The 23897-nt window shown below is 71.6% G+C and carries 21 protein-coding genes, 2 rRNA genes, 2 pseudogenes and 1 riboswitch; of the genes and pseudogenes, 6 read left to right on the top strand and 19 right to left on the bottom strand.

Annotation, left to right across the window (positions count from 1 at the left end):
* Positions 1-12 precede the first annotated feature (12 nt).
* Complete coding sequence (locus tag E2B92_RS04845; RefSeq protein ID WP_126887600.1) at positions 13-690, top strand: pyridoxamine 5'-phosphate oxidase family protein; 678 nt, start codon at positions 13-15, stop codon at positions 688-690.
* A 61-nt stretch (positions 691-751) separates the two neighbouring features.
* Here the strand turns inward: E2B92_RS04845 and E2B92_RS04850 are convergent, their stop codons facing one another.
* Together E2B92_RS04850 and E2B92_RS04855 are read right to left on the bottom strand one after the other, a co-directional pair.
* The gene (locus E2B92_RS04850; protein ID WP_126887599.1) at positions 752-1705 is read right to left on the bottom strand and encodes a DMT family transporter; all 954 of its coding nucleotides are present in this window, start codon (positions 1703-1705) and stop codon (positions 752-754) included.
* A gap of 163 nt (positions 1706-1868) precedes the next feature.
* A complete protein-coding gene (locus tag E2B92_RS04855) occupies positions 1869-2852 on the bottom strand; it encodes an EamA family transporter (RefSeq protein WP_126887598.1) in 984 nt (327 codons plus the stop codon).
* A 205-nt stretch (positions 2853-3057) separates the two neighbouring features.
* Here E2B92_RS04855 and E2B92_RS04860 point away from each other — a divergent pair, with 205 nt between their 5' ends.
* Positions 3058-3486: a type II toxin-antitoxin system Rv0910 family toxin gene (locus tag E2B92_RS04860; protein WP_126887597.1), complete on the top strand. Its 429-nt coding sequence runs from the start codon at positions 3058-3060 to the stop codon at positions 3484-3486.
* A gap of 28 nt (positions 3487-3514) precedes the next feature.
* Here the strand turns inward: E2B92_RS04860 and E2B92_RS04865 are convergent, their stop codons facing one another.
* Complete coding sequence (locus tag E2B92_RS04865; protein ID WP_126887596.1) at positions 3515-4126, bottom strand: PadR family transcriptional regulator; 612 nt, start codon at positions 4124-4126, stop codon at positions 3515-3517.
* A gap of 149 nt (positions 4127-4275) precedes the next feature.
* On the opposite strand from E2B92_RS04865, the gene E2B92_RS04870 reads away from it, so the two are divergent.
* The gene (locus E2B92_RS04870) at positions 4276-5085 is read left to right on the top strand and encodes a PhzF family phenazine biosynthesis protein (protein ID WP_126887595.1); all 810 of its coding nucleotides are present in this window, start codon (positions 4276-4278) and stop codon (positions 5083-5085) included.
* Between the two features lie 146 nt (positions 5086-5231).
* Here E2B92_RS04870 and E2B92_RS04875 read toward each other — a convergent pair whose 3' ends face one another.
* Together E2B92_RS04875 and E2B92_RS04880 are read right to left on the bottom strand one after the other, a co-directional pair.
* Positions 5232-6011: a CPBP family intramembrane glutamic endopeptidase gene (locus tag E2B92_RS04875; protein ID WP_126887594.1), complete on the bottom strand. Its 780-nt coding sequence runs from the start codon at positions 6009-6011 to the stop codon at positions 5232-5234.
* 101 nt (positions 6012-6112) lie between these two features.
* On the bottom strand, positions 6113-7639 hold the full coding sequence (locus E2B92_RS04880) for a glutamate-cysteine ligase family protein (RefSeq protein ID WP_126887593.1): 1527 nt from the start codon (positions 7637-7639) through the stop codon (positions 6113-6115).
* A gap of 521 nt (positions 7640-8160) precedes the next feature.
* Between E2B92_RS04880 and E2B92_RS04885 the strand changes: the two genes are divergently transcribed.
* Both E2B92_RS04885 and E2B92_RS04890 read left to right on the top strand, forming a co-directional pair.
* On the top strand, positions 8161-8754 hold the full coding sequence (locus E2B92_RS04885) for a hypothetical protein (RefSeq protein ID WP_126887592.1): 594 nt from the start codon (positions 8161-8163) through the stop codon (positions 8752-8754).
* A gap of 249 nt (positions 8755-9003) precedes the next feature.
* Complete coding sequence (locus E2B92_RS04890) at positions 9004-9210, top strand: DUF5999 family protein (protein ID WP_312846086.1); 207 nt, start codon at positions 9004-9006, stop codon at positions 9208-9210.
* Positions 9211-9271: 61 nt separating this feature from the next.
* Here E2B92_RS04890 and gcvP read toward each other — a convergent pair whose 3' ends face one another.
* Complete coding sequence (gene gcvP / locus E2B92_RS04895; protein WP_126887590.1) at positions 9272-12157, bottom strand: aminomethyl-transferring glycine dehydrogenase; 2886 nt, start codon at positions 12155-12157, stop codon at positions 9272-9274.
* Positions 12158-12338: 181 nt separating this feature from the next.
* Positions 12339-12438, bottom strand: a riboswitch (glycine riboswitch).
* A 114-nt stretch (positions 12439-12552) separates the two neighbouring features.
* Between gcvP and E2B92_RS04900 the strand changes: the two genes are divergently transcribed.
* Positions 12553-12918: a PRC-barrel domain-containing protein gene (locus E2B92_RS04900; RefSeq protein ID WP_185923676.1), complete on the top strand. Its 366-nt coding sequence runs from the start codon at positions 12553-12555 to the stop codon at positions 12916-12918.
* On the opposite strand, the pseudogene E2B92_RS33950 reads toward E2B92_RS04900, so the two are convergent.
* From E2B92_RS33950 to E2B92_RS04970, 13 genes and pseudogenes are all read right to left on the bottom strand, one after another.
* Positions 12846-13142 (bottom strand): annotated as a pseudogene (locus E2B92_RS33950) (DNA polymerase IV); the annotation flags it as partial. The gene E2B92_RS04900 and the pseudogene E2B92_RS33950 overlap by 73 nt on opposite strands.
* A 263-nt stretch (positions 13143-13405) precedes the next feature.
* A pseudogene (locus E2B92_RS33955) lies at positions 13406-14545 on the bottom strand (DNA polymerase IV); the annotation flags it as partial.
* Positions 14546-14603: 58 nt separating this feature from the next.
* The gene (locus E2B92_RS04920) at positions 14604-15254 is read right to left on the bottom strand and encodes a MerR family transcriptional regulator (protein ID WP_126888681.1); all 651 of its coding nucleotides are present in this window, start codon (positions 15252-15254) and stop codon (positions 14604-14606) included.
* Positions 15255-15565: 311 nt separating this feature from the next.
* On the bottom strand, positions 15566-16039 hold the full coding sequence (locus E2B92_RS04925; protein WP_004002801.1) for a bifunctional nuclease family protein: 474 nt from the start codon (positions 16037-16039) through the stop codon (positions 15566-15568).
* Between the two features lie 54 nt (positions 16040-16093).
* Positions 16094-16846, bottom strand: a complete 753-nt coding sequence (ftsR, locus tag E2B92_RS04930) for a transcriptional regulator FtsR (protein WP_126888682.1) — start codon at positions 16844-16846, stop codon at positions 16094-16096.
* Between the two features lie 17 nt (positions 16847-16863).
* Positions 16864-17805, bottom strand: a complete 942-nt coding sequence (locus E2B92_RS04935; protein ID WP_126888683.1) for an FHA domain-containing protein — start codon at positions 17803-17805, stop codon at positions 16864-16866.
* A gap of 166 nt (positions 17806-17971) precedes the next feature.
* Positions 17972-18850 carry a DUF881 domain-containing protein gene (locus tag E2B92_RS04940; protein ID WP_126888684.1) on the bottom strand — a complete coding sequence of 293 codons (879 nt, stop codon included), beginning with the start codon at positions 18848-18850 and terminating at the stop codon, positions 17972-17974.
* 5 nt (positions 18851-18855) lie between these two features.
* Positions 18856-19188, bottom strand: coding sequence for a small basic family protein (locus tag E2B92_RS04945; protein ID WP_064068997.1), 333 nt, complete (start codon positions 19186-19188; stop codon positions 18856-18858).
* On the bottom strand, positions 19185-20114 hold the full coding sequence (locus tag E2B92_RS04950) for a DUF881 domain-containing protein (RefSeq protein WP_126888685.1): 930 nt from the start codon (positions 20112-20114) through the stop codon (positions 19185-19187). The genes E2B92_RS04945 and E2B92_RS04950 overlap by 4 nt, the downstream gene beginning before the upstream one ends.
* Positions 20115-20221: 107 nt before the next feature.
* The gene (locus tag E2B92_RS04955; RefSeq protein ID WP_126888686.1) at positions 20222-22717 is read right to left on the bottom strand and encodes a mannose-1-phosphate guanyltransferase; all 2496 of its coding nucleotides are present in this window, start codon (positions 22715-22717) and stop codon (positions 20222-20224) included.
* A 122-nt stretch (positions 22718-22839) separates the two neighbouring features.
* Positions 22840-23448, bottom strand: a complete 609-nt coding sequence (locus tag E2B92_RS04960) for a CDP-alcohol phosphatidyltransferase family protein (RefSeq protein WP_126888687.1) — start codon at positions 23446-23448, stop codon at positions 22840-22842.
* A 150-nt stretch (positions 23449-23598) separates the two neighbouring features.
* A 5S ribosomal RNA gene (gene rrf, locus E2B92_RS04965) occupies positions 23599-23715 on the bottom strand.
* Positions 23716-23791: 76 nt separating this feature from the next.
* A 23S ribosomal RNA gene (locus tag E2B92_RS04970) occupies positions 23792-23897 on the bottom strand; the annotation flags it as partial.

The raw sequence follows: 23897 nt of genomic DNA on the forward strand, positions 1-23897 counted from the left end.
TGCACTAGTGCAATGGAGAAGGCAATGTCGCAGGCCGCCCCGGAGTACCAGCCGACCGATCGCACCGTCCCCACCCGCTCACGGCACCGCGCGTCCTACGACCGGGAGCTGGTGCACGCGATACTCGACGAGGCGTACGTCTGCCACCTCGGCTTCGTCCGCGACGGCACGCCCGTCGTCCTGCCCACGCTGTACGGCCGCGTCGGCGACCGCCTCTACGTCCACGGCTCCACCGGCTCGCGGCCGCTGCGCATGGCGGGCCAGGCCGACCCGGGCCTCGCCGTCTGCCTGACCGTCACCCACGTCGACGGCCTGGTCCTCGCCCGCTCCGCGTTCCACCACTCGATCAACTACCGCTCGGTCGTCGTCCACGGCATCGCCCACCAGGTCACCGACCCCGAGGAGAAGCGCACCGCGCTCGACGCCCTCGTCGACCACGTGGTCCCCGGACGCTCCGCCGACTCGCGCCCGGCCAACGCCAAGGAACTGGCGGCGACCGCGGTCCTCCGCCTCGACCTGGCCGAGGTGTCGGCCAAGCTCCGCACCGGCGGCCCCAACGACGAGCCGGAGGACCTCACGCTCCCCCACTGGACCGGCGTCGTCCCGGTGAGCACCGCGTACGGCACCCCGGTCCCGGCCGCCGGCCTGGCTCCCTCCGTCCCGGTCCCGGACTACGTCACCGCGCTCTGAGACCGGGCCGGCGGCGGGAAGGAATGGTGCGGGGCGCACCGACGGGCGCGCCCCGCACGGGTCAGACGGCCTGGGCCGCCGCCCGGCGCCGCCCCACCGCGCCCCGCGCTTCGGCGGCGGCGAGCCCCGCGACGGCCCCGAGCAGCAGCAGCGTCCCCAGCACCGTCGCCCCGGTCAGCCGCTCGCCCAGCACGGTGACCGCGATGACCGCCGCGCTCACCGGCTCCAGCAGCATGATCACGGACACGGTCGCGGACCGGACCACGGCCGCACCCGCGAAGTACAGCGCGTACGCCAGCGCGGTCGGCACGGCCGCCACGTACACCATCAGCCCGGCCACCCTGGCGAGTTCGGCGGTCTGCGGGAAGAGCCCCTCGGCCGCCGCCATCGGCAGCAGCCCCACCGCACCGACCGCGAAGGCCCAGGTCGTCGTGGTCAGCGCGGCCGGCCCACCGCCGTCCCGCCCGAGCCACCGCGTCAGCAGCGTGAGCGCGGCGTACGCGGCGGCCGACAGCACCGCGAGGGCGACCCCGGCGGGCCGTACCGCCACTCCCCCGCCGCCCAGCACCAGCACGGCGAGCCCGGCGAGCGCCCCGGCGACCGCGACGGCCCCGCCGCGCCCGAGCCGCTCGCCCATGGTCAGCCGCGCGCCCAGCGCGATCAGCACGGGCCCGGCGCCCAGCGTGACGACCGTGCCGACCGCGAGACCGGTGGCCTCGACGGCGGCGAAGTACGCGCTCTGGAAGACGGTGAGCGCGGCGCCCGTACCGAGGACGCGCAGCACCGCCCGCCGCCGGGACTCGGCCGCCCGGGGAGCGCGGCGGCGGCGCACGGCCAGCGCGCCGAGCAGCAGCAGGAGACCGCCCGCGCAGCGCCAGAACGACAGGGCGAGGGGACCGAGGTCACTGATCAGGAACACCATCGAGGCGGCCGCCCCGGCAGTGCCCCAGGCGACCCCGGCGACGATCAGGTAGAAGAGGCTGCGCCCCACGGGCGCGGCGGAAGGATTCGACACGTGACTTCTCCGTACGAAGACAGGTTGGCCGGCTGCTCGGCTCCGCACGCGGGCAGCGACGAACCGCCCGGGGACTGCCCGGGCCGGTCTTCGTCAGAGGTGTGGCTGCCGCCCGCGTTACGCGGCGGGCGGCGGAAGTACGGTCGAATGCATGATCGTCACCTTACGAGGCGGCCCGTCCGGACGGCAACCGCTCCTCCGGCCGCACCGGCTCGGACCCGGCCACCGGCCCCGACGACGCCTTGGGCGCCGACGACTGGGCGATGAAGGCTCCGACGAGCACCACCACCCCGCCCAGGATCTGCGGCCCGGAGAGGTGCTCCCTGAGCAGCACCCAGGCCAGCACGGTCGCGATGACCGCCTCCAGACAGGCGACCACGCCCGCCACCTGCGGGGAGAGCCGGCGCACGGAGATGACGCCGGTGACGTACGCGAGGACGGTGGCGATCAGCACGACCCACCCGAGCAGCAGCCACGCCGGGGCCGGCGTCCCGCCCATGTCGGCGCTGCCGCCCAGCACCGCCCAGTCCATGCCCCACGGGCGCGCGACGGCGGTGAGGACGAGCGACCCGAACAGCAGCCCGTAGGCGATGACGCCCAGCGGATCGGCCGGCCGTGCCTCGTCGCTGCCCTGGTCGGAGAGGACGAAATAGCCGACCTGGCAGCAGGCGGCGCCCAGGGCGAGGAGCAGTCCGAGGAGGTCGAAGCTCAGCCCGGACCACACCTCCACGACACAGGCGAGCCCCGCCACCGCGAGGACCACCCCCAGCGCTGCGGCCCGGGTCACCGGCCGGCGCTGGACGAACCGCACCCAGCCGAGCACCAGCGCCGGGGCGAGGTACTCGATGAGGAGCGCGACCCCGACGGGGATGCGGGAGATGGACGCGAAGTAGCAGGCCTGGACGCCCGCGACGGCGAGCAGGCCGAAGCCGGCGAGCAGGGCGGGCTTGCGGCGCAGCAGCTCGCGGTGGCGCCAGGCCACGGGCAGCATGACGAGCGCGGCGCCGGTCACCCGCAGCCACACCACGTGCAGCGGGTCCAGCCCCGCCTCGATCAGCGGCTTGGCCGCGACACCTGATCCACCGAATGCGAAGGCCGAGGCCAGGGCGAGTCCCAGGCCGGCGCTTCTCCCCTGAGACGCGTGCATCGGCACATCATGACAGCAGCGGGTCAGGAGCGTAAGCCCTGTCACACCTGTTGAGACGGCCCCGGTCCGCACATCCGGTGGCATGACCGCGGGCGGCCCGGCGCGCACACCTCCCGCACAGAACTGACGGCCCGTCAGTATTGCGGGTTCACGGCCCGGCCGTTACGTTCCGCGCCACCGGAACCCGCCGAGAAGGGGTGGTCGCATGGCCGAGGTCAGCGCGGAGGCACGCATCGGGGCACCGGCCGCGCAGCTCTGGGCACGGCTGACGGACCTGGCGTCGTACGACCAGTGGAACGCCACCCACACCGGCTTCCCCGCCGGCGTCCCGGAGACGCTCACGGTGGGCACGGCGTACCAGGAGAACATGAGGCTCATGGGCTTCCCCGCCGAGGTGACCTGGACCGTGGACGAGCTGGAGCCCGAGCGGCTGCTGGTCACCCGGGGCAAGGGCCCCATGGGCGTGGCACTCGCCATGCGCTACACGCTCACCGGGGACGGCGACGCCACGGGCGTGCGGATCGACGGCGAGTTCACCGGCGCGGCCGTGTCCCTGATGACGGGGAAGCTGAAGGACTCGGCGGCCACGGCGCTGGCACAGTCGCTGCGCGCACTGGCCGGCCTGGTGACCTGAGGCCACCGGGTCGGCCGGCGCGGCCACCTCAGTGCTCGTCGGCCAGGATGAGGTACAGCTTCTTGCGGGCGTCGTTGATGACGGCCAGCGCCTTCTGCCGCTGGTCGGCGTCGCCGGTCTTCCAGACCTGCCCGAAGGCCTCCAGCAGCCCGAACCCGGCCTGCCGGACCTCGTTCATGGCCTCCCAGTCGACCCCGCGCCCCGCCTCTTCCCACGGGGCGTCCGGCCCCGCGTCGGCCTCGGCGCGCCCGGCGTCGCTGAGCGTGAACAGCTTCTTGCCGCCCTCGCTCCGGCTGGCGATCAGGCCCTCGTCCTCCAGCAACTGGAGCGTCGGGTAGACCGAGCCGGGGCTGGGCCGCCAGGCCCCGCCGCTGCGCTCGGCGATCTCCTGGATCATCTCGTAGCCGTGCATCGGCCGGTCCTTCAGCAGGGCCAGGATCGAGGCGCGCACGTCACCGCGCCGCGCCCGTCCCCGGCCGCCTCCCCGGCCGCGGCCGCCGCCGAAGGGGCCACCTCCGAACGGGCCGCCGCCGAAGCCCGGCCCGAACGGGCCGAAGGCGCCTCGCCGGCCCTCGAAGTCCCCCTGGCGCTCGCCGCCCCAGCCGCGATGGCCGGGCCGGCAGTTCCCCTGTGCGCGCATCTCGCACGCTCCTTCCATCGTTGATCTGTCGCGATGCTTCAACGATATATCGGAACTGCTCGGTGAGCAATCGTCCGGCACCGGTTCCCAGTCCAGACACCCCGGATTGGCCTTGGCCCGGGACGTGACGCCCCGCCTACGGTCTGTCCATGCGGATTCGAATCGTCGACGCCTTCACCGACCGCCCCTTCTCCGGGAACCCGGCGGGGGTCGTCCTGCTGGACGCCTTCCCGGACGACCACTGGCTCCAGCGGGTCGCCGCGGAGGTCAACCTCTCCGAGACCGCCTTCGCCCACCCGCTGCCGCCGGGTGGTGAGGCGGACTGGGCGCTGCGCTGGCTCACGCCGGTCACCGAGGTCGACATGTGCGGCCACGCCACGCTCGCCACCGCGCACGTCCTGCACACCACCGGCCGCGCGACCGGCACGGTCCGCTTCGCCGCACGGTGCGGCGTCCTGTCCGCCACCGCGGCGGAGGACGGCTCCCTCACGCTGGACTTCCCGACCTCCGCCCTGACCCCCGTCCCGGCGCCGGACGGGCTCGCGAAGGCGCTCGGTGCCGATGTCGTCGCCGTCCACGACACCGCCGCGCACATCGGCGACCTGCTGGTGGAGCTGCCGGACGAGCGGACCGTCCGGTCACTGGCACCGGACTTCGCGGCCCTCGCGACCCTGTCGGACCGGGGCGTGATCGCCACGGCCGCCGCCGAGGACCCCTCACGCGGGTACGACTTCGTCTCCCGCTGCTTCTTCCCCGCCGTCGGCATCGACGAGGATCCGGTGACCGGCAGCGCGCACACCGCCCTGGCCCCGTTCTGGTCGGCGCGCCTCGGCCGCGACGAGCTGACCGGCCTCCAGGGCGGCGCCCGCACCGGCCTGGTGCGCACGGCCCTGCGCGGCGAGCGGACGCTGCTGACCGGGCACGCGGTGACGGTCATCGAGGGCGACCTGCTGGTGTGACGCCGCCCAAGGGGGCGGCACGCCGAAAGGGCGTACGGAACCCTCCGTACGCCCCTTCGTCACGCCGTCACGCCGTCACGCCGTCACGCCGTCACGCCGTCACGCCGTCACGCCGTCACGCCGTCACGCGGCGGGCCGTCACCGCCTCACGCCGTGGGCAGCCACCCCACCCGGCCCGCGAGCAGCGCGTATCCGACGAACGCGACGATGTCGAGCAGGGCGTGCGCCACCACCAGCGGCCCCACCCGCCCCCACCGCCGGTAGAGCAGCACGAAGACCACGCCCATGACCATGTTGCCGATGAACCCGCCGATGCCCTGGTACAGGTGGTACGACCCGCGCAGCACCGAACTGGCCGCCAGCGCCGCCCACGGGGACCAGCCCAACTGGTCGAGCCTGCGCAGCAGATAACCGACGACGATGACCTCCTCCACCACGGAGTTCTGCACCGCCGACAGGATCAGCACCGGGTACTTCCACCACACCTCGGGCAGCGCCTCGGGCACCACCGTCAGGTTCGCCCCCGCGGCCCGGGCCGCCAGGTAGAAGGCGAGTCCCGCGCTGCCGATGCCGGCCGCGACCAGCACCCCGCGCCCCAGGTCCGACCAGGGCCGGCGGAGGTCGAAGCCGATCGCCCGCAGGCCGGCGCCCTCCCTGATCAGCAGGTGCGCCACCAGGGCGACGGGCACCAGCGCGGTCGCGATCCCGAAGAGCTGCCAGGCCAGGTCGAGCCACGGCCGTCCTGGCGCGTAGGAGCTGTTGAGCGTCGCCGCCTGGTCCTTCAGCCCGCCCGGCTTGGTCACCGAGCCGATGAAGCTGATGAGCGCGGAGACCCCGCTCGCGCCCAGGGACAGCGCCAGTACCAGCAGGGTCTCGGACCTCAGGGTCCTTCGCCCCACGCCCTCCGCGGGAAGAGTTCCTGCCACGTACGCGCACACCTGCCTCGGTCGACCGCCCTTGGGACGTCACAGCTTGCCCGACGGTCGTGCCGGGAACCCAGCCGGGGCGGCCACCGGCCGCCCGGGCCTCACCGCTCCAGCCGCGCCGACGGCTCTCCCGGGAAGCCGGCCGGCCAGGTGTGCACGGGGTCGCCCCGCCGCATCAGACGGCAGTACTGCCGGGTGGTGGCGGCCAGCGCCGCCTCACGGCCCAGCCCGGCCTCCAGCGCCCGGTGGAACGTCTCCACCTGCCAGGACGCGCCGTTCACCCGGCGCTTGCACCGCTCCTCGATGATCCCGAGGTACCGCTCGCGGTCCGTCCGCTCCACGCCCCACGCCTCGAGGCCCGCGGCGGCGAGCGGCAGCAGCTCGTCGCGCACCAGCTTCACCGCCGGCACGGTCGTCACCCCGCCGCCCCGGCCCGGCCGCGGCCAGCGCAGCTCGGCGTCGATGCCGTACCGGCAGGCGGCGTCGAAGTTGGCGGCGGCGTCCTCGAACGGCAGACGCCGCCACACGGGCCGCGCCTCCTCCGCGAGCGCGCGCACCAGTCCGTAGTAGAAGGCGGCGTTGGCGAGTACGTCGTCGACGGTCGGCCCGGCCGGCAGCACCCTGTTCTCCACGCGCAGGTGGGGCACGCCGTCCATGACGCCGTACACCGGCCGGTTCCAGCGGTAGATGGTGCCGTTGTGCAGGACGAGCTCCTGGAGGGACGGGACACCGCCCTGGTCGAGGACCCGCAGCGGCTCCTCCTCGTCGCAGATCGGCAGCAGGGCGGGGAAGTAGCGGACGTTCTCCTCGAAGAGCTCGTACGCCGAGGAGACCCACCGCTCGCCGAACCAGGTGCGCGGCCGCACGCCCTGCGCCTGGAGCTCGGGCGGACGCGTGTCCGTGGCCTGGGTGAACAGCGGCGGGCGGGACTCGCGCCACAGCTCGCGGCCGAAGAGGAAGGGCGCGTTGGCGCCCACCGCGACCTGCACGGCGGCGATGGCCTGGGCGGCGTTCCACACGTCCGCGAAGCGCTCGGGCGTCACCTGGAGGTGGAGCTGCACGGAGGTGCAGGCGGCCTCGGGCGCGATGGAGCTCGCGGTACAGCTCAGACGCTCCACGCCGTCGATGTCCAGCGTGAACTCCTCGCCCCGCGCGGCGACGATCTGGTCGTTGAGCAGCATGTAACGATCGACGTCCGAGAGGTTCCCCGACACCAGATCGTCCTGGGAGAGTGTCGGGAGAATTCCGATCATCACAATGCCGGCGTCGACCTCTTGGGCCTTGCGGTGCGCGTACGCCAGCCCCGTGCGCAACTCCTCGGCGAGCTGGTCGAAGACGCGCCCGCCGAGCCGGTGCGGGGCAATGTTCACCTCGAGGTTGAACATTCCGAGTTCCGTCTGGAAATCCCGGCTGGCGATCCGCTCCAGCACTTCGGCATTCATCATCCGCGGCATGCCGTCGGCACCCGCGAGATTCAGCTCGATCTCCAGGCCCACGAGATTCCGTGGCCGGTCGAACCTCTTGTCGGCAAGGAGTCGCTCAAGTCCCGTCAGGCACTCCTGGAGTTTCCTGCGGTACCTCTGCCGATCGGACAGGTCGAAGCCGCCTGCCGCGATCTTCTCCCCCATCGAAGCGTCCCTCCTCGAGTGGGTGGCGCGCGGCATCGTCGCTCGCGTCACGGACGATAATGCCCAGTCGAGCTGATCTGTAACTCCCACATGACCAGCGCTTGAACGGTAGGCTGGATACGTTGTTTGCCCGGCACATTCCGCAGGCATGGGGCCGCGGGCAGTTACCGCCCGCCGGTCCCGCTCCCGGCGGGCGGCACGGCGCTGCGAGCCGGTCCGAACGACGACGGCATTCGGCCTACCGCCCGCCGGGCAACGCCGCAGGCAGCGGCCCTCGCATGCGCGGGATATCCACAGATACTTCGCAAATCAAAGACCTGATCCGGCCTTGTGGGTAATATCGCCGACGGCTAGCGGAAACATTGCGTGAACACGCGTCGTATAAACTCCGCGAACGAGGCAGAGAGTCGCGCCCGGCCACGGCCAGAAGCCCCCTCCGGCCCCCTCTGACCCCGAAGCTGACACTGACGTCCGCACCTTCCCTGGCATCACCCTGTCTCTTGAGTGAGAGGCGACCCACCATGCCGCTCCACGTCTCCCCCGCACCCGCGGCTGCCCTGCGCAGTGTCCTCGCGGCGCTCGGCTCCCCCGCCGTCCGCGAGGCCCACACCCCCGCTCTCCGGTCCGTCCAGGGACCGCTGAGCCCCGAACTCCCGCTGCCCGTCCACGTTCTGGACGTCCGTGACCCCGCCGTTCCGCCCGCCGGTGCACCGCGTACCCGACTGGCCGGCTGGCGGTTCCTGATCCGCGGCGGCGACCGCCCGGTCGCCGCCGCGGACACCAGGCTCACCCCGGACGGCTATGCGTTCTCGCACTTCTTCGAGGGCCCGTACCTGGCCTCGACGGAGCGCGCGCTGCGGCAGGCCGAGGCCATGGCGACCCGCCACCAGCCGCGGCTGCTGTCCGTGCCCGATCTGTACATGCTGACGCTGTGGCTGCACGGGGACCCGGAGGCCGACCCCGCGTCCGGCGCGCCAGCCCCCGCGGACCTGCTGATCCCGCTGGCCCCCGCGCCGCCGGGCATCGCCTCGCACCTGCCGTACCGGGTCGCCGACCTGTTGCCGGTGCTCACGCTGCGACTGGTGCCTCCGCCGCTCCTGGAGTCAACGGCGTGACGGCCCCCGGTCCGATCGGACTAGCCCGGTGAGGCCATCACGAACCACCCGAAGGGACAGTGCGGTTGAGCTGAACCATCCGCGCGGGTGACACGTCATTAAGCAGTAGGAAGCGCTGCCGCGAAATCCCTGCGGATTGACGCCGGTGGGGCAACACTGGGAACGGACCGACCGACACAACGGGGGGCGGCCATGAACACCGCATCGAGCCGCAGGACACACACCACACCGCAGCGAAAGAACCGACCCATGTGCCAGCACCAGCCTGCCTGTCCGACCGCCGACTCCGCCGACAGGGAGGCGGCCCGCCTGGTGGCCCACCACCCGGAACAGGGCTGGAGCCTGCTGTGCAACGGCGTCCTGCTCTTCGAGGACACCGGTGAGCTGCTGCCGGACGGCCAGATCATCGCGCCGCACCGGCCGCTGAGCGCCGCGAAGGTCGTGACGGCCGCCTGAGGCAGGGTACGAGGAAGGGCCGGTACGGAGATCAGCTCCGTACCGGCCCTTCTCGTGCGGGTCAGTTGTCGTACTCGTCCAGCGGCGGGCAGGAGCAGACCAGGTTGCGGTCGCCGAACGCCCCGTCGATGCGGCGCACCGGCGGCCAGTACTTGTCCGCGGCCGAGACGCCGGCCGGGAAGGCCGCCTCCTGGCGGCTGTACGCGTGCGTCCACTCGCCGCCCAGCGCGGCCGCGGTGTGCGGGGCGTTGCGCAGCGGGTTGTCCTCGGCGGGCCACTCGCCCGAGGCGACCTTCTCGATCTCGGCACGGATCGCGATCATCGTGTCGCAGAACCGGTCCAGTTCGGTCAGGTCCTCGCTCTCGGTCGGCTCGATCATCAGCGTGCCGGCCACCGGGAACGACATGGTCGGGGCGTGGAACCCGTAGTCGATCAGCCGCTTGGCGATGTCGTCGACGCTGACGCCGGTCGCCTTGGAGATCGGGCGCAGGTCCACGATGCACTCGTGGGCGACGAGCCCGGCCGGACCGGTGTAGAGCACGGGGTAGTGCGGCTCCAGGCGCTTGGCGATGTAGTTCGCCGCGAGGACGGCCACCTGCGTCGCCCGCTTCAGGCCCTCGCCGCCCATCAGCCGCACGTACGCCCAGGAGATCGGCAGGATGCCGGCCGAGCCCCACGGAGCGGCCGAGATCGGGCCGACGCCCGTGTCCGGACCGGCGCTCGGCTGGAGCGGGTGGTTCGGCAGGTACGGGGCGAGGTGCTCCCGGACGCCGACCGGGCCGACGCCGGGGCCGCCGCCGCCGTGCGGGATGCAGAAGGTCTTGTGCAGGTTCAGGTGCGAGACGTCGCCGCCGAACTGGCCCGGCTTCGCCAGGCCCACCAGCGCGTTGAGGTTGGCGCCGTCCACGTACACCTGGCCGCCCGCCTCGTGCACCTGGGCGCAGATGTCGGCGACGTGCTCCTCGAACACGCCGTGCGTGGAGGGGTAGGTGATCATCAGGACGGACAGCTCGTCCCGGTACTGCTCGATCTTGGCGCGCAGGTCCTCGACGTCGATCTCGCCGTCGTCGGCGGTCTTGACGACCACGACCTTCATCCCGGCCATCACGGCGCTGGCGGCGTTGGTGCCGTGCGCGGACGACGGGATCAGGCAGACCGTGCGCTGCGTGTCACCGTTGGCGCGGTGGTACGCGCGGACGGCGAGCAGACCGGCCAGCTCGCCCTGCGAACCCGCGTTGGGCTGGATGGAGACCTTGTCGTAGCCGGTGACCTCGGCGAGGCGCTCCTCCAGCTCACGGATCAGGGTGAGATAGCCCTGCGCCTGGTCGACCGGGGCGAAGGGGTGCATCTGCCCGAACTCGGGCCAGGTGACCGGCTCCATCTCGGTGGTCGCGTTCAGCTTCATGGTGCAGGAGCCGAGCGGGATCATGCCGCGGTCCAGCGCGTAGTCGCGGTCGGCGAGCTTGCGCAGGTAGCGCAGCATCGCGGTCTCGGAGCGGTGCGCGTGGAAGACCGGGTGGGTGAGGTAGGTGTCGGACCGCAGGAGCGCCTCGGGCAGGACGTCGGCCGACTCGGCGTCCAGCGCCTCGATGTCACCGCGCACGCCGAAGGCGTCCCACACGGCGGCGATCTGGGCGCGGCCGGTGGTCTCGTCGCAGGACGCGGAGACGTGGTCGGCGTCGACGAGGCGGAGGTTGACGCCGTTCTCCCGGGCGGCGGCGACGGCCTCGGCCGCCTTGCCGGGCACCCGGACGGTCACGGTGTCGAAGAAGGTGCCGTGGACGACCTCGACGCCGCCGGCGCGCAGGCCCTCGGCGAGGACGACGGCGTAGCGGTGGACGCGCTGGGCGATCTGCCGGAGCCCGTCGGGGCCGTGGTAGACCGCGTACATGCCGGCCATGACGGCGAGCAGCACCTGAGCGGTGCAGATGTTGCTGGTGGCCTTCTCGCGGCGGATGTGCTGCTCGCGGGTCTGGAGCGCTAGGCGGTACGCCTTGTTGCCGTCGGCGTCGACGGAGACGCCGACGAGGCGGCCGGGCAGGGAGCGGGCGAACCGGTCGCGGACGGCCATGTAGCCGGCGTGCGGGCCGCCGAAGCCCATCGGCACGCCGAACCGCTGGGTGGTGCCGACCGCGATGTCGGCGCCCAGCTCGCCGGGCGAGGTGAGCAGGGTCAGCGCCAGCAGGTCGGAGGCGACGGTGACGATCGCGCCGAGCTCGTGGGCCCGGTCGATGAGCGGCTTGATGTCCCGCACGGCCCCGGAGGCGCCGGGGTACTGGAGCAGGACGCCGAAGACACCGCGCTCGGCGATCTCCGCCGGGATGCCCTCGCTCAGGTCGGCGACGACGACCTCCACGCCGGTCGGCTCGGCGCGGGTCTCGATGACGGCGATGGTCTGGGGCAGTGCGTCGGCGTCGACCAGGAACACCCCGCCCTTGACCTTGCCGACCCGGCGGGCCAGCGACATGGCCTCGGCGGCGGCGGTGCCCTCGTCGAGCAGCGAGGCGCCGGAGGTGGGCAGCCCGGTCAGGTCGGCGACCATGGTCTGGAAGTTGAGCAGCGCCTCCAGGCGGCCCTGCGAGATCTCCGGCTGGTACGGCGTGTACGCGGTGTACCAGGCCGGGTTCTCCATGACGTTCCGCAGGATGACCGGCGGCGTGAAGGTGCCGTAGTAGCCGAGGCCGATCATCGGGGCGAGCACCTGGTTGCGCTCGGCGAGCGAGCGCAGCTCGGCGAGGACCTCGGCCTCGGTGCGCGCGTCGGGCAGCCCGAGCGCCTCGGCGCTCTTGATGACGTCCGGCACCGCGGCGGCCGTGAGCTCGTCGAGCGACCCGTAGCCGACCTGCGCCAGCATCTTGGCGCGGGCCTCGTCGTCGGGCCCGATGTGCCGCTGCTCGAACGGGATTCCCTGTTCGAGCACGGAGAGCGGAATGCGGTTGGCGGTCATTGCGGAGGCCTCCTGGTCGATACGACCTGCGAGGGGCACCACGGCGCGGGTGCCCGGACGGCCTCCCCCTCTGTCATCTCAACCTGAGAGCTTCACCGGACCTCCCCCTCGGGGGCGGGCCGGCTTTCACCGTCGGTGAGAGCGGATGCCGTCCGACGCCCGCCCTGCTTTCCAGAGTGACCTCGTCCGTGCGGTACCGGGTGCCTGAGAGATTCCGGGGAGGATTTGCTCCTTCGGCGCCTCCGAAAGGTTTCTCCGGAGGACTCTCCCGCACGGGGTCAGCGGCCGTCTGCCAGCCTACCAGCGCGGTCCCCACCCGCTCCCTCGAGTGGCCGACGTCACCGTTGTGCACTTTCGTAGTGTTTACAGAGCGGTTGCGACCAGTTGGAGGGACCGTGCAGACCGATATCGATCCGCGCAGCCTGATCGGCCGCAAGGCCTTCGACCGCAACGGCCACAAGATCGGCACCGTCGACGAGGTGTACCTGGACGACGCGACGGGCGTCCCCGAGTGGGCCGCCGTCCGCACGGGCCTGTTCAGCCGTGACGCGTTCGTCCCGCTGGAGCCCAGCGAACTGGTGGAGGGCGGCCTGCACGTGCCGTTCGAGCGGGCCCTGATCAAGGACGCCCCCGACTTCGGCGTCGGCCGCCACCTCTCCCCCGAGCAGGAGCTCCAGCTCTACCACCACTACGGCCTCGCGCTCCCGCCGCCTCCCTCCACGGACCGCGACTTCGGCAAGGTCGCCGGCCCGGAGGACTGATCCGGCACCAGCGGCAACGGATCGGACGGCTCCAGGTCCGGGTCGTCGGCCCGGAACGTCCGCACCCGTCCGGGCGGCGACCCGGGCTCCTCGAACCGCACGGTCACCCGCCCCAGCCCGCTCCCCTGCACCCACCCGGCGCCGTGCTCCGCGTGCCGCACGTCCTGCCCGGCCATCCACCGCCGCGCCTCACCCGCGCCCGCCTCCCCGGGCACCGGACCGGTACGCCCCCCCGCGCCCCCCCCCCCCCCCCCCCCCCCCCCCCCCCCCCCCCCCCCCCCGCCCCCGCCCCCCCGCCCCCCCCCGCCCCACCAGCCCCGGCACCCGCACCCACGTCCGCACCCGCACCCGAACCCGCACCGACCGTGCCGGCCGCCACCGCTCCGGCGCCCGCAGCGCCGACGCCGACCGTGGCCGCTCCCGGCACCGTCTCCCGGGTCGCCGCCCGCGCCGGCGCCGCCCTGTCCGCCTCCGTTCGCTCCGGCTCCGCCCGCACCGGCTCGGCCTCCGGCTCGAACCGCCCCGACCCGGCCCGTTCCAGTTCGGCCCGTTCCGCGGCGGCCTGCGCGAACAGGTCCTCCTGCGTGTAGTCCGCGAGCCCCGTGACGCCCACGCCCAGGAGCCGCACACCGCCCGTGGTGTCGACCGCGTCGAGCAGCCGGGCCGCCGCCTCGCGCACCACCACCGGGTCGTCCGTCGGGCCCCGCAGCGTCTCCGACCTGGTCAGCGTCGAGAAGTCGTACCTCCGCACCTTCAGCACCACCGTCCGCCCCGAGCGACCCGCGCCGCGCAACCGCTGCACGCACCGCTCGGCCAGCCGCTCCACCTCCATCCGCACCCGCACCCGGTCGTGCAGGTCCACGTCGAAGGTGTCCTCCACCGACACGGACTTGGCGTCCCGCTCCGCCACCACGGGACGGTCGTCGTACCCCATGGCCATCCGGTGCAGCGACTCCCCGTGCGCCTTGCCCAGCAGCCGTACCAGCTCGTCCTCGCCCGCCGCCGCCAGGTCCGCGACCGTCGTCATCCCGGCCCGCCGGAGGTGCTCCCCGGTCGCCGGACCCACGCCCGGCAGGATGCGCACCGACTTGGGCCCGAGCAGCTCCCGCTCCGTCCCCGGTTCGATCAGGAACAGCCCGTCGGGCTTGGCCTCCTCCGAAGCGATCTTCGCGAGCATCTTGGAACCGGCCAGGCCCACCGACCCGGTCAGCCCGGTGACCGCGTGGATGTCCGCGCGCAGCCGCTCCCCGGCCTCCCGCGCGGACGCCGTGTCATGGGCCGACCCCCCGGCCTCCAGGTCCACAAAGGCCTCGTCCAGGCTCAGCGGCTCGACCAGCGGCGAGAGCCCGCGCAGCAGCTCCATGACCTGCTCGCTCACCGCGCGGTAGAGGGAGAAGCGCGGGACCAGATACGCGGCGTTCGGCGCCAGCCGCCGCGCCTGCGCCATCGGCATCGCCGAATGCACCCCGAACCGCCTGGCCTCGTACGACGCCGTGGCGACGACGCCGCGCGGCCCGAGCCCCCCGACGATCACCGGTTTTCCGCGCAGGCTGGGCTTCGCCGCCTGCTCGGCGGCGGCGAAGAAGGCATCCATGTCCAGATGCAGGATCGTCGGCGCGGCTCTCACACCAACGATGCTGCCCTACGCCACTGACAATCGCCCGCACACACGTACGGAACCCGGCTCAGACGGCCCGGTCGCGCCTGCGCCGCGCCAGCTCGTCCGACGGGTTGTGGCGGACCAGCGTCTCGCCGGTGTCGATGCGCTCCCCGTGGAGCTGCGACAGCGCGGCCTCGACGTCCCGCCACACCACGCCCACGGCGATCCCGAAGACGCCCTGGCCGCCCTGGAGCAGGTCGACGACCTCGTCCGGCGACGAGCACTCGTAGACCGTCGCACCGTCGCTCATCAGCGTCATGCGCTCCAGGTCCGTGAAGCCCCGTGCTCGCAGGTGCTGGACCGCCGCGCGGATGTTCTGGAGGGCGACACCGGTGTCCAGGAAACGCTTGACGATCTTGAGGACCACCACGTCGCGGAAGCTGTAGAGGCGCTGCGTCCCCGACCCGTACGCGGGCCGCACGCTCGGCTCCACCAGCCCGGTACGGGCCCAGTAGTCGAGCTGCCGGTAGGTGATCCCGGCGGCCGCGCACGCGGTGGGCCCGCGGTAGCCGATGGTCTCGGTGACCGGCTCGGCCGGCTGCCCCTGCGCCTCGCCCGCACCGGCGCCGGTCGCGCCCGCGCGGTCGGCCGCACCCCCGTGAAGCGGATACGGCCCGCTCTTCCCCAGACTTCGTCCGGGGAGGCCCCCAGTCGCACCGTCGCCGCTGCTCATCACGCCGACCCTCCGTCCTTGACCTGCCATCTCGACGGTAGGCAGTCGCCAGGGGTGCGTCAACGATCGCCACACTCGGCACGCCGAGTGATAATCACCCTGAGAGTGGTTTCCCGTATCCCAAAAGCGGGTAAGCAAGGCCGAATGGGCTGAAAGTCCTCGGTCGGGCGCCTCCCGACCGCTCCGCCGTGACCGAGCACGGGGGGTGTGGCGCGGCGAGGCCACGAGCGGTCCTCGAGCGACCACCGGCCTTGGTCGGTCCGTGGCCGACCGTCAGCCGGCTCCCGCCGAACCGGCTGCGTGGCTCACCGGCCTCACTGGCTGCTGGTGCCGAAGTCCTCGGGCGAAATCTGGTCGAGGAACTCGCGGAACTTCTCCACCTCGTCCTCCTGCTCGTCGGGGATGGCGATTCCCGCGTCGTCGAGCACGCCGTCGCTCCCGTAGATCGGGGTCCCGGTGCGCAGGGCCAGCGCTATGGCGTCGGAGGGCCTGGCGCTCACCTCCACCCCGCTGGCGAAGACCAGCTCCGCGTAGAAGACCCCTTCCCGCAGGTCCGTGATGCGGACCTCGGTCAGCTCCTGGCCCACGGCCTCGAGCACGTCCTTGAAAAGGTCATGGGTGAGCGGCCGGGCGGGAGCCATGCCCTGCTGCGCGAAAGCGATCGCCGTCGCCTCCCCCGGACCGATCCAGATCGGGAGGTACCGGTCGCCTCCCACTTCACGCAGGAGCACGATCGGCTGGTTGGACGGCATTTCCACCCGGACACCGACAACATCGAGCTCGTTCACATTGCAACCCTAGGACGTGCCGGACCGGTTTGGATAGTCGGGCCCCCGTCAAGATCAGTGCAAGCGGATTCCGAGAGCCGTCTGGACCAGTGCCGCGTGCAGCCGTACGGACAGGGTCGCCAGCTCCTTCGCGGTCGCCTCGGCATGCGCTCTGGTCTGCGGATTACGGTGCCTGCGCAGCGGCGCGACCACCTGCTCGACCAGGCCCGCCTCCCGCTCGGCGGCGGCCTTCACCGCCCGCAGGTGACGTGGTTCGAGACCGAATCTGCCCAGCTCGGCCACCAGCTTCGCGACCGTCACCGCCTCGGCGTCGTACCCGCCGTCCACGCCCTGCACGACGAGCCCGTACGCCTCCCACTCGGCGAGCTCCTCCTCGCCGGCGCCCGCGGCCGCCAGGAGCTCCGCCCTGCCGACCCGGGCAGCCGTCGGGCGGTCCTGCCCGGCCGGCTCCCAGATCTCACCCTCCAGGGCGTCGCGCTGCGGGCCGGGAGCGGGCGGCAGCTCCACCTGCTCGCCCCGCTCCACCGCGTCCAGGTGCTCGCGGATCACCTTCAGCGGCAGGTAGTGATCCCGCTGCATCCGCAGGATGCGCGCCAGCCGCTCCACGTCACCGGGGCTGAACTTCCGGTATCCCGAAGCGGTCCGCTGCGGCTCGACGAGCCCCTCCGCCTCCAGGAACCTGATCTTGGAGATGGTGACCTCGGGAAACTCTTCACGGAGCTGGTTGAGCACCGTCCCGATGCTCACCAGCCGGTCGGCCGCGCCGGCGGTGCCGTCCCCGGCACCGCCCGTCGTGGTTCGCAGCATGGGCCTCCCCTGCCGGATCACACGCCCCGCTGGCTCGCGTAGAAGACCAGCCGGTACTTGCCGATCTGCACCTCGTCGCCGTTCGCCAGCGGAACCGAGTCGATCCGCTCCCGGTTGACGTACGTGCCATTGAGGCTGCCGACGTCCGAGACGGTGAAGCTCCCGTCGGGCGACCGGCGGAACTCCACGTGGCGGCGCGACACGGTCACGTCGTCCAGGAAGATGTCACTCTGCGGGTGCCGCCCCGCCGTGGTCAGATCGCTGTCCAGCAGGAAACGGCTGCCCGAGTTGGGGCCACGGCGCACGACCAGGAGCGCCGAACCGAGCGGCAGCGCCTCGACGGCCGCCTGCGCCTCGGGCGACAGCGAGGGGAGCTGCGTCTGGCCGGTGACCTCGGAGTCGTACGCCTCCAGGCCGGAGATCGAGATCGTCGACGTCGTCTCGGACGCCCGCTCGGCCGGCACGCCACCGCGCAGCGGCGCACCGCAGTTGGAGCAGAACCGGCTCGCCTCGGCGTTGCGGTGCCCGCACCTCGTACACACCGGCATGGACGAATCCTCCTGCCGCGGCTGGCCCGCGTGGGCGCTCGTCGCGTACGGGTCGGGCGCAAACCCTCCACCCGTACTCGAGGTTGATGGTTCTCCGAAACCTATGCGGCCGGGACCGGCAGGGTCAACAGACGCGCCCTGGCCCCCCGGAATGTCACCGCCCGGACCCGCGACCTCGTCGCGGAAGAGGGGGCGCTCGCCGCCCTGCTCCTCACTCTGGCCATGGCGCGACGCACGGTGCTTGGCAGAGTTGCTGCCGTCCTCGCGTGCGCTCTTGCCGAACAACTTCGCAAACAACTTCACGGGCGATTCCCCTTGAACGAAACAGACCCGCCCGTGGGGCAGGACGAACCCTGAATGACCACACCTGCCGACCCGGACATCATCACAACGTCCGTATCCTCCGGACAGTTTCCCTCACGCATCACCTGTCTGATGCGCCGACCCCCCGCAACCAAACGCCCCGGCACCTGTCTTCCGGTTCGCGCCGCGCGACCGCGCGCGGCCGGCCCCGTGACCCGGTCCGGCCCGGCTCCGGGTGCGGGCACTTGCCGCGTATCCCCCATGGACCCCCGCCTCACTGCGATGACGACCGAGCGTAGTCAGGCCGCTCCGCCGGTCGCAAGGCGTCCACAACGATCTTCTGCGACCGTGTCACCGTGGCGGTGGCCTGCTCCTTCTCCAGCGTCTGCACCACCCCTCCCGGGATGTTCAGCGCCGGCTCCAGATCCTGGGGCTTCCCGATGACCTTGAAGCGGTACGGGGCCTGGATCTTCCGCCCGTCCACCTCTATGTCCCCGGCGTCACCGGAGAAGTACGTGTCGGCGACGACCCGGACACCATTGACCTGGATCGCCTCCGCACCGGCGGCCCGCAGCTCCTGGATGGCGTCGAGCAGCATGTCCGACTCCACCGCACCGGCGCCGTCGGCGATGGTGAGCGTGATGCCGGGGCCCTGCGCCGCCACCGTACCGGCCAGGATGCCGAGCTGCCGTTCCTTTTCCAGCGTCTGCTTCCGCGCCTCTTCCGCCTGGTCGGAGCTGTTCTCCAGCTCCGTGCGCTGGTCCTCCAGGCGCGCCTTCTCGTCCTCCAGGCGCTGCGTGCGGTCGTCCAGCTCGTCGAGGATGCGCACCAGGTCCTCCTGGCGCGCGCCGCGCAGGGCACCGGTGTCGCTCGTCGACCGGACCTGGATGGCGAGGCCCAGGCCCAGCCCGAACAGCAGGACGGCCACGATGAGTTGCGCCCGGGTGACGCGCGGCGGCCACAGGCCCGCGATCAGACGCTGCCGCCCGGTCCGCGGCTCTGACGGCTCCGTCGCCCGCGGCTGCTCAGGCTCCGGCTCCTGCTCCGGCTCGGTCCGAGGCTGCGGCTGCGGCTGCGGCTGCGGCTGCGGGGCAGGCTGCTCCGGCCGGCGCTCCGGCTCGGGAATCGGGTTCGGTGTCTCTTCGTTGCTCATCGGCCTCACGCCCGGAACACGTGCCGCCGGATCGCGGCGGCGTTGGAGAAGATCCGGATGCCGAGCACGACGACCACACCGGTCGAAAGCTGTGCGCCGACGCCCAGCTTGTCGCCGAGGAACACGATCAGCGCGGCCACGACGACGTTCGACAGGAAGGAGACGACGAAGACCTTGTCGACGAAGATCCCGTCGAGCATGGCCCGCAGGCCGCCGAAGACCGCGTCCAGGGCAGCCACGACGGCGATCGGCAGATAGGGCTCGACCACCGCCGGCACCTCGGGCCGGATGAACAGTCCGACCACGACTCCCACGACGAGGCCCAGTACGGCGATCAAGATGTGCCCTTCCCTGTGTCGGCCGCGCCCTGCCCGTCACCCGTTCCGGATCCGGCGATGCTCGGCTGTGCTGTACGTACGATCAGGCTCGGCGCGGCCGGCAGACGCACCTCGCCCTGGTCCGAAATGCTGGTGCGGATACCGAAGTTCTCCTGCAGTACGTGCAGGTACTGCCCGTCGGGGCTGTCCTGGAACGTCGTGCTCAGCTTTTTTCCGTCCCCCACCGCCAGCACCGTGTACGGCGGCACCAGCGGCTTGTTGTCGACCAGTATGGCGTCGCCCGCCGCGCGGATCGCCGACAGGGCGGTCAGGCGCTGCCCATTGATGGCGATGGCTTCCGCGCCCGCCTGCCACAGGCCGTTGACCACCCGCTGCATGTCGCGGTCCCGGACCCGGCCGGTGTCGGCGAACCCGCTGCTCTCGCGCGGTCCGCCCCCGCCCTCTTCGGTGTCCTTGGCGTCGTCCACGACGAGCCGGACACCCGGCCCCCGCACCGGCGTCGCCCCCGACAGCAGCGCCACGAGCTGCCCCTGGTCCCCGCCGTGCCGCTCCAGCGCCTTGCGCTGCCGTTCCCCCACCTCGGCGCGGAGCGTCTCGATCTGCTTCTCCAGGCCGTCGGCCGCCGAGGTCTCCGACTGGATGCGGTCGATGAGCTCCTCGCGCTCCTTGGCCACCACAGGTGCCGATATCTGCGCCTGCGCCGCCCCGAGCGTGACCACCAGGGCTGCCAGTACCAGTCCGGCCGCCAGGCCCAGCTTGGCGCGCAGCGTACGGGGCAGACCGCCGCCCTCGGCGGCCCTGCGGGCGGACGCCTCCGCGTACCCGTCGTCGAGCGCGTGGTCCATCACATTGGTCAGCAGCGACATGGACGCATCGGGACGCGGTGGCGGGGAGCCGGTGCTCCGAACGGGGGGCTGCTGCGACATGCCGCACATCGTCGCACGTCGGAGGGGCTACCGCCGAATGGCCCCACCGGTGGTGCCGGAAGGCGCCCCAGGGACGCCCTCCGGCACACCGCTCCTTGCGTGCCGCCTCAGCGACCGGCGCTGTCCACCACGGCGGCCCACTCGTCGAGCAGCGCCTGCGCGGACGCGTCGTCGGGGCCCTCCGCCCACAGATGGGTGACCGCCTCGGCCGGGTCGGGCAGCACCATCACCCAGCGGCCGTCGGCCTCCACCACGCGCACACCGTCGGTGGTGTCCACGTGCCGGTCCCCGGCCGCTTCCACCACGCGCCGCATCACCAGGCCCTTGACCGCCCACGGCGTCGCCAGGTCCCGCTTGAGCACATGCGCCCGCGGGATGCGCGCGTCGATCTGGCTGAGCGTGAGCTGGGTACGGGCCACCAGCCCGATCAGCCGCACGAACGCCGCCGTACCGTCGAAGACGCTGCTGAACTCGGGAACGATGAAGCCACCGCGGCCGTCGCCACCGAAGATCGTGGACTCCTCACGGCCCACCCGGGTCAGGTCGTCCGGGGACGTCGTCGTCCAGTCGACCTGCGTGCCGTGGTACGCGGCCACCTGCTCGGCGATCCTCGTGGTCGTCACCGGCAGCGCCACCCGGCCGCTGCGCCGCTCGGCGGCCACCAGGTCCAGCATCACCAGCAGCGCCCGGTCGTCCTCGATGATCCGGCCCCGCTCGTCGACGAGCGACAGACGCTCACCGACCGTGTCGAACCGTACGCCGAAGGCCGCACGCGCCGACGCCACTATCTCGCCGAGCCGTACCAGCCCGGCCCGGCGGGACTCGGCGGACTCGGTGGGCCGCGACTCGTCCAGACCGGGGTTGATCGTCAACGAGTCCACCCCGAGCCGCCCCAGCAGGCTGGGCAGGACGAGACCGGCGCTGCCGTTCGACGCGTCGACGACGACCTTCAGCCCCGCGTCGGAGATGCCGGTCGTGTCCACGTTGCGCAGCAGGGACCCGGTGTACGAGTCGAAGACGCTGGACGGGAAGCTCAGGTCTCCGATCTCGCCCGGGAAGGCACGCCGGTACTCCTGGCGTGCGTACACCCGGTCCAGCTTCCGCTGCCCCGCCTGCGACAGGTCGGCGCCGCGCTCGTCGAAGAACATGATGTCGACCGAGTCGGGCACGCCCGGTGTCGTCCGGATCATGATGCCGCCGGCACTGCCCCGCGCGGTCTGCTGCCGTGCGACCGGCAGCGGCACGTTCTCCAGGTCGCGTACGTCGATGGCGCTGGCCTGGAGCGCGGAGATCACGGCCCGCTTCAGGGCCCGGGCGCCCCGGGAGTGGTCACGTGCCGTGGTGACCGTGGCGCCCTTCTTGAGCGTCGTCGCGTACGCCCCCGCCAGCCGGACCGCCAGCTCGGGGGTGATCTCGACGTTCAGGATTCCGGAGACACCGCGCGCCCCGAAAAGGTGCGCCTGCCCGCGGGACTCCCAGATCACCGAGGTGTTGACGAAGGCGCCGGCCTCGATGGTCTTGAAGGGGTAGACCCGCACATTGCCCTGGACGATCGATTCTTCACCGACGAGGCACTCGTCGCCGATGACGGCCCCGTCCTCGATCCGGGCGGCCCGCATGATGTCGGTGTTCTTGCCGATCACGCAGCCGCGCAGATTGCTGTGCTGCCCGATGTAGACGTTGTCGTGAACAACCGCCTTGTGCAGGAAAGCGCCGCTCTTCACGACCACGTTCGAGCCCACGACCGTGTGCTCGCGGATTTCCACGCCGGCCTCGACCTTGGCGTAGTCGCCGATGTAGAGGGGCCCGCGCAGGACGGCGTCCGGGTGCACCTCCGCACCCTCGGCGACCCACACGCCGGGCGAGATCTCAAAGCCGTCGAGTTCGACGTCGACCTTCCCCTCGAGCACGTCGGCCTGGGCCTTGACGTAGCTCTCGTGGGTGCCGACGTCCTCCCAGTAGCCCTCGGCGACATAGCCGTAGATCGGCTTGCCCTCCTTCATGAGCTGCGGGAAGACGTCACCGGACCAGTCCACCGGAACATCGGCCTCGACGTAGTCGAAGACCTCGGGCTCCATGACGTAGATGCCGGTGTTGACCGTGTCGGAGAAGACCTGGCCCCAGGTCGGCTTCTCCAGGAAGCGTTCGACCTTGCCCTCCTCGTCCACAATGGTGATACCGAATTCGAGGGGGTTGGGGACCCGCGTCAGGCATACCGTGACCATCGCGCCCTTTTCCTTGTGGAACGCGATGAGGTCGGTCAGATCGAAATCCGTGAGCGCGTCACCGGAGATGACAAGGAAGGCGTCGTCCTTCAGCGCCTCCTCGGCATTCTTCACGCTTCCCGCGGTACCGAGGGGCTTCTCCTCGTTGGCATAGGTCAGTTCCATGCCGAGCTCTTCGCCGTCACCAAAGTAGTTCTTTACGAGTGAGGCGAGGAACTGCACGGTCACGACGGTCTCATTGAGCCCGTGCCGCTTGAGCAGCCGCAGCACATGCTCCATGATCGGCCGGTTGGCCACCGGCAGGAGCGGCTTGGGCATGCTCGAGGTCATGGGGCGAAGTCGAGTTCCTTCGCCACCGGCCATAACGACGGCCTTCATGTCGGAAGCGTCCTCCTTGCAGAGACGACGGTCAAGCCGACTTCACCCGTCCGGGACAGTGGTCCGCTTACGACAAACAAGGGCGGGGCCGGCAATCACTGCACGGCACCCATCAGACGGGCTCAATCGGCTGCGGTATCCGCCTTGACAAGTCGGCGGACCTGGACCACGTAGAGGATCCCTGCCCACCAATACAGAGTTGTACCCCATCCGGCGAAGGCCCACCCGAAAACTTCAGCGAGTGACGAAAGCCATCCGGTCCCGTCGCTGAGCAGGAGGAGCGGGAAGGCGTACATCAAGTTGAACGTCGCCGCCTTGCCCAGGAAGTTCACCTGCGGCGGCGGATAGCCGTGCCGGCGGAGGATTCCCACCATCACCAGCAGCATCAGCTCACGGGCCAAAAGCGCCACGGTCAGCCAGAGCGGCAGGATCTCACGCCATGTCAGACCGAGGAGGGTGGAAAGGATGTACAGCCGGTCGGCGGCCGGGTCGAGGAGCCGGCCCAGACTGCTGATCTGGTTCCAGCGCCGCGCGAGCTTGCCGTCCAGGTAGTCGCTGACACCGCTGAGCATCAGCACGAGCAACGCCCAGCCATCGCTCTTGGGCCCGCCGAACTCGGGGCGGAGAATCAGCCACAGGAACAGCGGCACGCCCGCGAGGCGGGCCATGCTGAGGATGTTGGGGATGGTGAGGACCCGGTCCGTCTGAACGCGGGTCTCCTGAACCTCCACCCGGGGGCCTCCTGTGGAAACGTGCCAACGATGCTCCCTGACTTTACCGTCAGCAGACCGGGCCCTGCGCACAGGGGTGTCCGGGCTCCCCCTGAACGCAGAAAAGCCTCAGGCCCCGGACACGAAGTCCAGGGCCTGAGGCCAATAATAGTTCGGCGGCGTCCTACTCTCCCACAGGGTCCCCCCTGCAGTACCATCGGCGCTGAAAGGCTTAGCTTCCGGGTTCGGAATGTAACCGGGCGTTTCCCTAACGCTATGACCACCGAAACACTATGAAGATGTCGAACTCAACCGGCGAAGGGAGTTCGTTACTTCAGAACTAACACAGTGGACGCGAGCAACTGAGGACAAGCCCTCGGCCTATTAGTACCGGTCAACTCCACCCATTACTGGGCTTCCATATCCGGCCTATCAACCCAGTCGTCTACTGGGAGCCTTACCCTCTCAAG

Origin of the sequence: Streptomyces sp. WAC05374 (genome assembly GCF_004353505.1) — a bacterium.
Lineage (GTDB): Bacteria > Actinomycetota > Actinomycetes > Streptomycetales > Streptomycetaceae > Streptomyces.